The following is a 10,424-nucleotide window of genomic DNA, read 5'->3' on the forward strand; positions in this document are numbered from 1 at the left end:
GAAGTTCCAGGAAGTGCTGACGCAATCGGGTTTCGAGCCGGTGCTCGATTCCAGCCCGCAGAAAGCGCAGGCTTTCCTCGAAGACGAGCGCAGGCGGCTGCTGCCGGTGATTCAGTCCATCGGCCTCGGGAAGAAGTAGGCCGCCGTGGCGACAGTCATTCGTTTGCTGTTGTTCGCTATTGCAACCGGTTCATTTGCGCTCGATGCGGTTGCACAGGAGTACCCCGCTCGGACGATTCGCATTATCGTTCCCTACACGCCGGGAGGCCCGACCGACATTCACGCCCGCACCGTCGCGCAGAAGCTGAACGAAGCGTGGGGGCAGCCGGTCGTCGTGGAAAACCGCCCGGGTGCGGCAGGGATGATCGGCACCGAAGTCGCGGCAGGCGCGGCGCCGGACGGCTATACGCTTTGCACGGCCGGGGTCACATTCAGCACGGCAGAGCTTCTCAATCCGAAAATGTCCTTTTCACCCATGCGCGAGCTCGCTCCCATCGCGCTTCTAGGTGCGGTTCCGAATATCCTCGTAGTGCATCCCTCGCTACCAGTGCACTCTGTAAAAGAACTGATCGCCTTTGCCAAGGCGCGTCCCAAGGAGCTCCTTTATCCGACGGGCGGAGTCGGAGGCGCGCAGTCACTTGCCGGTGCTTTCTTCGAGTACCTCAGCAAAACAAAAATGGTGCCGGTCCAGTATCGCGGCAGCATCCCGGGCATTACCGCGCTCGTGGCCGGGGAGGTATCGGTCGGCTTCACGGACCTGATCACGACGCTGCCGCACGTGGAAGCCGGGAAGCTTAGACTCCTTGCCGTTACTTCGGGCAAGGCACGAGTGATCGATGCAGCGGGGTTCCGTAATGTCAAACGATAGCGGAGGGAAAACCATGCGGCAGTCTATCGGCCCGGTGCGTGACACGCGCCAGCCGCGGCACCGACTCCCGCCGGGCAGCACCGATTGCCATTGTCATACTTTCGAAGACGAAGCGCGCGTGCCGAGTATAGCGCGCTTCAGAACGAGAGGAGGCAGGCGATGAAGGCTAATGTACTCAGCGTCCTGGCGGGGCTCGGCGCATGCATGACGCTCGGCATCGCGCCCGCGACGGGGGCAAGCTCGAGCGCCGCGGATTATCCCTCGCGGCCGATCAGACTGGTCGTGCCGGTATCCGCCGGAGGCGGCACCGATATCGTCGCGCGGTACATCGGCCAGCAGCTCACGGAAGGTTGGGGCCAGCATGTGGTGGTCGACAATCGAGCGGGCGCAGGCGGCAGCATCGGCGCTTCGATTGTGGCCGAGTCCGCGCCGGACGGACACACGATCCTCCTCGGCAGCGTCGGACATATCACGTTTACGCCGGCGCTTTTTCGCAAGCTGCCGTACGACCCGCAGGGATTCACGCCGATAACGCTGGCAGCGCAGCAGCCTTTTGTGCTCGCCGCGCACTCTTCTTTCCCGCCGAAATCCGTGCGCGAGCTGATCGGGCTCGCGAAGAGCCGGCCCGGCAAGGTGAACTACGGCTCCGGCGGAAACGGCGGCGCATCGCATCTCGGAATCGAGCTGCTTCAGATGCTGGCGGGCATCTCCATGGTGCACGTGCCCTACAAAGGCACGGGGCCAGGCATGACCGCGCTCGTCAGCGGCGAAATACCGATGCTGCTCGTGGGCGTGGCGACCGTGCTGCCGCACGTGAAGCGCGGCAGCATCCGTCCGCTTGCGGTGAGCGGCAGCACGCGATCCCAGGCACTGCCGAACGTGCCGACCATTGCGGAGGCCGGCGTGCCCGACTACGCGTTCGACGTGTGGTACGGAATGCTGTTTCCGCCGAAAACGCCCGCGGCCATCGTGAACAAGGCAAACGCTGCAATCGTCGCGATGCTGAAATCGGCCGAGACGGCCAAACGCTTCGCGTCGCTCGGACTTGAACCGCTGCACAGCACGCCGCAGGAATTCGCGGCGCTGATCGCGCGCGAGATTCCGAAATGGCGCAAGGTCGTCGCCGCGGCGAAAATCAAGACGAACTGAAGACGTCAGCTCACCCTCATCCTCACCCCTTCCCTTGCAGGGCGCGCATCGGCATGCAGGCCGATGCCGTTCGGCCGGCGCGGACCATGGTCCGCGAATTCCCGGCCTCACCCCGGGGGAGAAGGGAGCTTGCCTTCCCTCTCCCTCCGGGAGAGGGATCGAGGGTGAGGGAAAACATTCATGCTGTGGCACGCAAGCTGAAGATCGTCGCTCATCACGAAACCGTTTGAAATTCCTATCTATCCGCCGAGAGCTGGGCCCGTCACTGCGACCATCAGGAGGCGTCCCGCAGCGATGCAGCGATCTTCTCGGCGATCATGATGGTCGGGACGTTGGTGTTGCCCGACACGACGCTCGGCATGATGGAGGCATCCGCTACGCGCAGGCCGGCGATACCCAGCACGCCGCCTTGCGCAAGTCGGCATTCATGTCCTCCACGAAGGCAAGTTCGCGGCTGCCTGCGAAGCGCGCGACCGCGGTGGCGAGCGGGGGCCAACTCGCGCGCTCGACGCGCCTCACCGGCATCGGTCCGTCGTCACCGTGGCAGTCGCCCCTGAAGTTCCAGTCGCTTTCCAGCTTGCGAAAATAAGGCAGCACGTCCGTCCATCCCCAACCCCGCGCGCCGCCTTTCTCCCAGGCATCGTAGTCGGCTGCCGTGCCGCGCAGCGCGATCATCCCCATCACGGAGCCACCGCCACCCACCACTCGGCCCTGCGGCAGCGCGGTCTCGGGCGAATTGCCGAAGTTGCGCCAGTGGGCCTTCAACCCGGGCCAGAAATACGTCTTGTTGAAGTACGACGCGGGATAGACATCGGCGATATCCGGGGGCTCGGATCCGGGCGGAGTATTCCGGCCTGCCTACAGCAGGAGGACCGATACCCCCGAGCGCGCGGTCAAGCGGCTGGCGAGCACGCAGCCCGCAGCGCCTGCGCCGACGATGATGTAGTCGAAGCGAGCGCCAGTCACAGGGCAGTAATGCGCAGATCGACCATCAACGTGCGCGCCGCATCCGGCGGCCGCTGACGGACGGCCGGCATCAGGAAACCGCGGCTGCGCCGTTCGCCACCGGCATGACGACGTGCTCGGAGCCGAGCTCGTCGACGCTGCTGCAGCCGATCAGTCCCAGCACGCGATCGATCTCGTCGCGATAGATCTGCAGCGCCCGCCGGGCGCCGGCCTCGCCGGCGCTCGCCGTTCCGTGCAGCGGCGCACGTCCGACCATTACCGCGTCGGCGCCCAGCGCCAGGGCCTTGACGACGTCGCTGCCGCGCCGGAACCCGCTGTCCACGATGACCGTGATGCGCTTCCCCACGGCCTCGACCACCTGAGGCAATGAGAAGATGGTAGCCGGAGAGCTGTCGAGCACGCGTCCGCCGTGATTGGACAGGACAACGGCATCAACGCCGCTATCGGCGGCCAGGACCGCATCGCGAGCGTGCTGGATGCCCTTCACGATCAGCTTGCCCGGCCACAGCTTGCGCAACTCGCGAACGTCGTTCCAGGTCACCGTGGCGTTCAGTGCCGTCGATCTGCCCATCGGCAGCGCCGTGATGCGCGTTTGCGTATTGGCGGGAAAATTCTCGTAGCGCGGCATGCCGGTGGTCAGCAGGTAGCGCAGCAGTACGCCGCAAAGCCAGCGCGGATGACCGAGGACGTCCAGCACGTTGCGCCGGGTCATGCGAAAGGGGACGGTGAAGCCATTGCGCAGGTTGTATTCCCGTCCGGGCGCAACGGGCGTGTCCACCGTGAAGACGAGCGCTTCAAAGCCTGCGTCGCGGGCGCGCGCGATCAGCTGATGGGAAAGCGAGCGCTCGGGCCACATGTAGAACTGGAACCAGAGCGTCCCGCCGGCCTCGGCGGCAACGCGTTCCAGCTTCGTCATCGACCCCGCCGCCATCGTAAAGGGTATGCCGTAGGCGGCCGCCGCGCGCGCGAGCGCCAGCTCCCCTTCGTGCCATGCCAGGCCCGCCGAACCGGTTGGCGCAACGATGATCGGCATCTCGTGCCGCTTGCCGAACAGCGTGATCGCCTGGCTGCGCCGTGAGACGTCCACCAGCACGCGCGGCACGAGCTTGATCGCCTCCAGCGCGAGCCGGTTGTCGCGCATGGCGATGTCGTCGTCGTTGCCCCTGTCCATGAACTCGAACAGCCCGTGTGGCAGCCGTCGGCGCGCGGCTTCCCTGAGATCCGCCGTGTCATAGAGGCCGAGGGTGTCGTCCTTCATGCGATCGCCCGCTAGCGCGAAATGCCGAGGAGGCCGCGCGCCTCATCCACCGTCGCCACCGACCGCCCGAAATGGCCGGCGATCCCGGCGATGCGCGCGACGTGCTCCGCGTTGTCGCCCAGTACGCCCCGGCTCAGGTACGGCTCGTCCTCGGTTCCCACCCGCACATGCCCGCCGGTCATGACGGCCATGGTGCTCAGCGTGAGGTGCGCGGGGCCGGTGACGCTCGTCATGTAGATCGTCCCCGCGGGCAGGTGCTTCGTCCGGTGCATGAACTCCTCGATGGTGGGCGGCGACCACGTGCCGCCCGGCCGGCCGAAGAACAGGGTCATCATGAGGGGAGGCTCGATGAGACCCTTGCCGGCGAGATCGTCGATCAGCCAGAGGTCTCCCAGCGCGCACACCTCGAATTCGGGCTTGACGCCGTTGTCGCGGCACATGCGCATCAGCTCGGCGAGCTCCTCGCGGGGGTGGAGCATCTGCAGATCGCGGCCCGTGAAGACCAGGTTGTGCGCGCCGACGGCGACCGAAATCATCTCGGGCCGGTTGCCGATGACCGCGCGGCGCTGCTCGATCGTCTGAATCGAGATGCCGTACTGAATCATGATGCCGCAGCGGTCGCGGATCGCTTGCGTGTGCGATGCCCACGCCGGATAGTCGCCCGGGGGCGCATGGATGTGTGCGATGGCCGCCCCGGCGCGCCACGCGGCCTCCACGGACTGCGCGAGCGTATCCGATCGATGGAAACGATCCACCCATTCCGGATACATCGAGCAATCGGTGGCACAGTTGGTGATGACGAGCTTTTCCACCGTCCGCTTTTCTACCGTCCGTATCTTCCGGCTGCGTGCGAAAATCGATTATACGTATCACGGAGCAAGGAACGCGCGCATGAAGCTGGTGAGCTATGAGGTGCAGACGCAGCTGGGGAGATTCGAGCGCATCGGCGCCCTGGCGCATGACAGAGTCGTGGATCTCACAGCGGCCTGCACCGCGTATTTCTCCGAATCGCAGGATGCGAACGCGGCGCTCAGGCAGGCCGAAGCGCTGGTGCCGCCGGACATGATCCGGTTTCTCGAAGGGGGCGACAGCGGGCGCGAGATGGCTGGCAAGGCGCTCGCCTATGCGGGCGAGCGGCTGCAGGCGGAGGCGCAGCCCCTGGGGCCTCAGGGCCAGCGGCTCGCGTTCGAGGAAGCGGAGATCCGATGGCTCGCCCCGGTCCCGCGCCCGCCCATGATACGCGACGGGATCCTGCTGCTCGACCACTACCGCCTCGGCATGGAGCGCCTTTTCAAGATCGCGGAAAAGGACCGCATGCCCGAAGCGGCGCGCAACATGCCCATATTCTGGAAGCCGAGCCGCGCCGCGGTAGCTGGGCACCGCGAGCCGATACGCTGGCCGCGATACAGCCAGAAGCTCGACTACGAGTTCGAGCTGGGTGCGTACATCGGCAAGCGGGGCAAGGACATACCGGCCGACCAGGCGAAGCAGCACATCGCGGGCTACACGATCTTCAACGACCTGGGACTGCGCGACATCCAGCCTGCGGAGCTGAGCCTGCGCATGGGGCCGGCCAAGGCGAAGGACTTCGAAACCTCGAAGATCATGGGACCGTGCCTGGTGACTGCCGACGAGTTGCCGAGCGTGGACAACCTGCGGCTCGTGACGCGCGTGAACGGAGAAGTATGGTTCGATGGAAGGCTCTCGAACTGGGCCTTCACTTTCGAGGACCTGATCGCGTACGTCTCGCGCGACGAGACCGTAAACGTCGGGGACTTCTTCGGCAGCGGCCCGCCTGCGCACAGCGTCGGGTTCGAGATCGACAGGTGGATCAAACCCGGAGACGTGCAGTTTCAGAGGCCGGCAGCGTGAGCGGATGCTCGAACGGGATTGCCTCGTGATCTGCATGATGGTATATACCATTGTCAGCTACCCAGTATAACGAGGTACCTCATGGACAAGGCGAAGCTTTTCAACAATGGGCGTAGTCAGGCAGTACGGTTACCGAAGACATATCGCTTCGAGGGCGATGAAGTGCTGATCAAGCGCGTTGGTCGGGCCGTTGTCCTGCTGCCGCGAGCCTATGCGTGGGACGTACTGTTCGACAGCCTCAATCAATTCGAGCCCGGCACGCGGATAGAGCGTGCACAGCCGCAAGCACAGCAGAAGCGGGCGAGGCTCAAGGGATAGGTCCGTCCTGATGCGGTACATGCTCGACACGAATATCTGTATCTACCTGATCAACGATCGCCCGCCATCGGTCCGAAAGCGCCTCGCGGCGATGAAACCCGGAGATGTTGGCGTTTCGAGCATTACGGTGGCCGAGCTTGCTTACGGTGTTGCGAAGACTGGTTCCGCGCGCAATCGGGCGGTGTGAACGACGGCGCTTGCTTCGGAGTTACCGGATCGCCCTGGCAATGGCTCAGACATTCGTCAAACCGCACTGCCCGTTGCGTGTCTGGACGACGTACGGACGCCTGCAGAAATAGGTCGATGTTCGCTCGATCGTTGCGAGTCGACCGACGCGACATGAAGCAATATGCCGGCGTGGCCCGCTTTGACATGACCCGCAAGGCGGTATAGCTTCAACGCAAAGAATCCGCGCAAGAACAATTGCATTCGACAACGCGGCAAATCCGGTATCGACCGGATCAGAACGAGGAGACCGACATGACCAGCCGTGCCGTCCAGAGCTACATCAAGTACACCATCGCCTTGCTCGCCTGCTGCATCGTTGCCGGCGTCGCACAGGCCGCCGATTCCTCGTATCCAAGCCGGCCGATCCGATTCGTCGTCCCATTTGCGCCGGGCGGTGGCGCTGACGCGACGGCGCGGATCTTCGCCCCGCGGCTGAGCGAGGCCATGGGGCAGAACTGGATCGTGGACAACCGCACGGGCGCCGGTGGCAACCTGGCGAGCGAGCTCGTCGCCCGCGCCAATCCGGACGGTTACACGGTATTGCTGGTGCTCGACACCATGCTCACCGCGAATCCGAGTCTCTACGATATGTCGTTCAACGTAGAAACGGATCTGCAGCCCATCGTCATACTTGCCGCAACCGACCAGATCATCGTCGTACATCCCGACGTGCCGGCCAAGACGCTGCAGGAGTTCGTCGCTCTGGCCAAGCAGAAACCCGGCCAGCTTCGTCATGGGTCGGGCGGCGTGGGCAGCTCGAACCACCTGGCCGCAGAGTTGTTCAAGAAGGTGAGCGGGATCGACGTCGTGCACGTCCCGTACAAGGGTGCCGGGCCATCGCTTACCGCCTTGCTCGCGGGCGAGATCCAGATGAACATCAGCTCGCCCGCTTCGTCGCTGGCGTACATCAAGGCCGGGCGACTGCGCGCGCTGGCGCGCACCGGGACCAAGCGCTCCAAGTCGATGCCGGAGTTGCCCACCGTAGCCGAATCGGGCTACCCCGGATTCAAGGTGCTTCAGTGGTATGGCCTGGCCGTGCCGGGCGCGACGCCGAAGCGCATTGTCGAGCGTATCCACGAGGCTTCGCTCGAGGCGCTGAAAAAACCCGAGGTCCTGGCCGCCATGGACCGCCTGGGATTCGAGCCCGAGCCGAGCACGATTGCGGGGCTTGCCGCGCGCATCAAGAAGGAAACGGCCATGTGGGCTGGCATCATCAAGGACGCGGGGATACGGCTGCAGTAAGCATCGCGCGTTGCATGCGGCGTCGGGCCGAGTGCATTTGCCGGGCGCACAAAATGAAGCGCCGCCCGAAGGCGGCGCCCAAGTGCACGCTATTGAGGTCACTTGCGCCGCGAAGCGATCAGTCCCAGCAGTCCTAGCGACAATAAAGCCAACGAAGCCGGCTCCGGCACGGCAACAGAGAATTGCAGATTATCCAGCAGCGCACCGGGATCGTTTTGCGTGTTGGTGGCCGTGTTGGTGGTCGTTATGCGGATCTCATCGAAAATGAAGCCGGCGATCTGAAAGAAATCTGCGCCGTCGGCATCGGTGGCCGCTGCAGCGGAGCCGACTACGACGCCGTCCTGCAAGACCTCGATCAGTGTGGAACTGGGGTGGGTGACGATCCCGAAAGCCGCCGCGCTGATGTCGAGGCTGAATAGGATCGACCAAGGGCTGTTGATGGTGGACGAGCCCGGAAAGGGAAAGTTGCCGATATGGGTTTCGGCGTTTTCTTGGCCAAACCAAGATTAGGACTGTAAAGAAGGCCGTCAAAGCAAAAGCATGCCAAGTCGCGACATTGCTCATGGCGTCCTCCGTTGATGCACGAAGAACGAGTGCTGCCCGCAAAGCGATCGAATGAGAAGAAGGCGCCTGCTCGAAGCATCCTGGGTCAGCGTGCGACTCGATCCAGTCGATACCGCGGTGCCTACTTGTCCGACGTGAAATACGGATTGTGGGCGATCGGCGGAATCGGCGGCCAATCCTGCTGTCCTGCCGGCGCCAGGCTCCGAACCTCCCCGAGGAACTGACCGGCCATGTGAGTGAGCATCCAGGCCGAGGGAACGTTGAATATCTGCGCGCCCCGCTGGGCCCACTTGGGAAGGCTGTCCAGCCCCCACGGCGTTACGACGCCGACCGCGACGTACTTGCCGGCGGCACGGATACGCCGGACTACGTCTTCGATGAGGCGCTCGAGCTCGGCCTTCGGCGGATACCCCATCGACTGGGCCAGATCCAGCGGGCCGATGTGGTAGCCGTCGATTCCCTGCACGGCCAGAATTCCGTCGAGTCTATCGACCGCGGAGATGTTCTCGATCATGCCGATGACCAGTTGCCGCTCATTGGTCTCCCGAGTCCAGGTCCGCTCGTCGATCCCGACGCCGTAGTTGGCCGATCGCGTCTGGGTGTAGTAGGTGCGACAGCCGATGGGGTAGAAGCGGGTCATCTCCACGACCTTCTCGGCGTGCTCGCGATCGAGGATGTCCGGGACCACCACGCCATGCACGCCTGCGTCGAGGAACGGCAATAGGCGTTCCGTGCATGGCATGCGCACCAAGGACGGCAGATTGACTGCGTCGGCCGCCCGGATCAGGTTCGCCACCGACTCGTTGTTGAGCGGCTCGTGCTCGAGATCGATGACCACGAAGTCGTAACCGACCGTTCCGAGCACCTCGACCAGCCACGGCGCGTTATAGGCCAGCAGGCAGCCGATGACGAGCTTCCCCTGCTGGAGCCGCGCCTTCAAATTGTTTGGTCGCATGGCGTTTGCCTCTGCCGAAAACGCATCGGCCAATGATACTTGAACGTCCATGGATTCCCCTTCAGGACGGCCTCGGTACGCGTCAGCCGGCGCGCGCTTCCCGCACCACGCTGTCGTCGATGAGCCCGGCCAGCGCTTCCCGGGTGCGTGGCGCGCGCTTCTGCGTCCTCGCGATCCACGGTTCCTGGCGTTCGAAAACGTCCAGCAGATCGGCGGCCAGTGTCCCCGGGTAGTGGAGGTAGGGCCACGCCGCGCGGACGGTTTCGATGTCGGCGGCCAGCAGCACCGGCGTCATCTCCAGCAGCGAAAGATTTCCATAGATGCGCAGCATGTTCGCAAGCCTCCGATTCGAAGCGCTCAAGGAGAAGGCAGCGCGCGCCACATCGTGGCGAGCCACGGACGCTCGTTCAGCGGCATGCCGTCGGGCCGGTAATAATGCTCGAGCTCGACGAAGCCGGCAGAGCATACATGCCGACGCCAGGCGTCGAGATCCCAAAAGGCGCCGTAGCGGCCCTGATTCCAGCCTTCTTCGTTGTGCCCGCGCGGATTCGAGCTGAAGAGCACGCCTGCGGGCTTTAGCGCGGCATGCAGCGCTTGCAGCACCCGCGGCAAGGCCTGCGTGGGCACGTGGAAGAGGGATGCATTGGCGAACACACCGTCGAAGCGCGCAGGAGGAAGCTGCGGGTCCAGGAAGTTCTGCTGCCAGACTTCGCAGCCGCTGTAGGCACGCGCCATGGCGGCGAATGCTGCCGAGCCTTCCAGTCCGATGGCGACGTGCCCGCGCTCGGCGAACGCTTTCAGGTCGCGCCCGGGGCCGCAGCCGAAGTCGAGGATCGTGTACGGGGCCGCGCCCTCGATGTGACGCAGCAGCGCATCGATGTTCTGGCTCACGTCATGAGCGCGCGTACCGCGCCAGAACGCCTCCGCGGACCGGTCGTAGTGCTCGAGGGTGCGGCTCGCAATGGCTTCGAGCTCGAGAGCGGTAAGCTTGGCGGTCACGGCTA

14 protein-coding genes are annotated in these 10,424 nt (G+C 64.4%); 6 read left to right on the plus strand and 8 right to left on the minus strand.

Annotated features, from left to right (window positions below; translation table 11 throughout):
* The first annotated feature begins 145 nt into the window (after positions 1-145).
* Positions 146-868: a hypothetical protein gene (locus GEV05_28480; GenBank protein MPZ47229.1), complete on the plus strand. Its 723-nt coding sequence runs from the start codon at positions 146-148 to the stop codon at positions 866-868.
* 159 nt (positions 869-1,027) lie between these two features.
* A complete protein-coding gene (locus tag GEV05_28485; protein MPZ47230.1) occupies positions 1,028-2,017 on the plus strand; it encodes a tripartite tricarboxylate transporter substrate binding protein in 990 nt (329 codons plus the stop codon).
* Between the two features lie 274 nt (positions 2,018-2,291).
* Here the strand turns inward: GEV05_28485 and GEV05_28490 are convergent, their stop codons facing one another.
* The 4 genes from GEV05_28490 to GEV05_28505 all read right to left on the minus strand — a co-directional run bounded on the left by GEV05_28490 (position 2,292) and on the right by GEV05_28505 (position 5,053).
* Positions 2,292-2,513 carry a hypothetical protein gene (locus GEV05_28490; GenBank protein ID MPZ47231.1) on the minus strand — a complete coding sequence of 74 codons (222 nt, stop codon included), beginning with the start codon at positions 2,511-2,513 and terminating at the stop codon, positions 2,292-2,294.
* Positions 2,393-2,836, minus strand: a complete 444-nt coding sequence (locus GEV05_28495) for a hypothetical protein (GenBank protein MPZ47232.1) — start codon at positions 2,834-2,836, stop codon at positions 2,393-2,395. The genes GEV05_28490 and GEV05_28495 overlap by 121 nt, the downstream gene beginning before the upstream one ends.
* 217 nt (positions 2,837-3,053) lie before the next feature.
* Complete coding sequence (locus tag GEV05_28500) at positions 3,054-4,241, minus strand: alpha-hydroxy-acid oxidizing protein (GenBank protein MPZ47233.1); 1,188 nt, start codon at positions 4,239-4,241, stop codon at positions 3,054-3,056.
* An 11-nt stretch (positions 4,242-4,252) separates the two neighbouring features.
* Complete coding sequence (locus tag GEV05_28505; GenBank protein ID MPZ47234.1) at positions 4,253-5,053, minus strand: hypothetical protein; 801 nt, start codon at positions 5,051-5,053, stop codon at positions 4,253-4,255.
* A 79-nt stretch (positions 5,054-5,132) separates the two neighbouring features.
* Here GEV05_28505 and GEV05_28510 point away from each other — a divergent pair, with 79 nt between their 5' ends.
* The 4 genes from GEV05_28510 to GEV05_28525 all read left to right on the plus strand — a co-directional run bounded on the left by GEV05_28510 (position 5,133) and on the right by GEV05_28525 (position 7,901).
* Complete coding sequence (locus tag GEV05_28510; protein ID MPZ47235.1) at positions 5,133-6,113, plus strand: fumarylacetoacetate hydrolase family protein; 981 nt, start codon at positions 5,133-5,135, stop codon at positions 6,111-6,113.
* 81 nt (positions 6,114-6,194) lie between these two features.
* Positions 6,195-6,431: an AbrB/MazE/SpoVT family DNA-binding domain-containing protein gene (locus tag GEV05_28515; protein ID MPZ47236.1), complete on the plus strand. Its 237-nt coding sequence runs from the start codon at positions 6,195-6,197 to the stop codon at positions 6,429-6,431.
* A 10-nt stretch (positions 6,432-6,441) separates the two neighbouring features.
* Complete coding sequence (locus tag GEV05_28520) at positions 6,442-6,618, plus strand: PIN domain-containing protein (protein MPZ47237.1); 177 nt, start codon at positions 6,442-6,444, stop codon at positions 6,616-6,618.
* Between the two features lie 293 nt (positions 6,619-6,911).
* Complete coding sequence (locus GEV05_28525) at positions 6,912-7,901, plus strand: tripartite tricarboxylate transporter substrate binding protein (protein ID MPZ47238.1); 990 nt, start codon at positions 6,912-6,914, stop codon at positions 7,899-7,901.
* Positions 7,902-7,999: 98 nt separating this feature from the next.
* On the opposite strand, the gene GEV05_28530 is transcribed toward GEV05_28525, so the two are convergent.
* From GEV05_28530 to GEV05_28545, 4 genes are all read right to left on the minus strand, one after another.
* Complete coding sequence (locus tag GEV05_28530; protein ID MPZ47239.1) at positions 8,000-8,374, minus strand: PEP-CTERM sorting domain-containing protein; 375 nt, start codon at positions 8,372-8,374, stop codon at positions 8,000-8,002.
* A 212-nt stretch (positions 8,375-8,586) separates the two neighbouring features.
* Positions 8,587-9,471, minus strand: a complete 885-nt coding sequence (locus GEV05_28535; protein ID MPZ47240.1) for a hypothetical protein — start codon at positions 9,469-9,471, stop codon at positions 8,587-8,589.
* A gap of 31 nt (positions 9,472-9,502) precedes the next feature.
* Positions 9,503-9,751 (minus strand): hypothetical protein, encoded by a 249-nt coding sequence (locus tag GEV05_28540; protein MPZ47241.1) that lies wholly within the window; start codon positions 9,749-9,751, stop codon positions 9,503-9,505.
* A 26-nt stretch (positions 9,752-9,777) separates the two neighbouring features.
* On the minus strand, positions 9,778-10,419 hold the full coding sequence (locus GEV05_28545; GenBank protein ID MPZ47242.1) for a methyltransferase domain-containing protein: 642 nt from the start codon (positions 10,417-10,419) through the stop codon (positions 9,778-9,780).
* Positions 10,420-10,424 lie beyond the last annotated feature (5 nt).

This window comes from Betaproteobacteria bacterium (genome assembly GCA_009377585.1).
In the GTDB taxonomy this organism is placed as follows: domain Bacteria; phylum Pseudomonadota; class Gammaproteobacteria; order Burkholderiales; family WYBJ01; genus WYBJ01.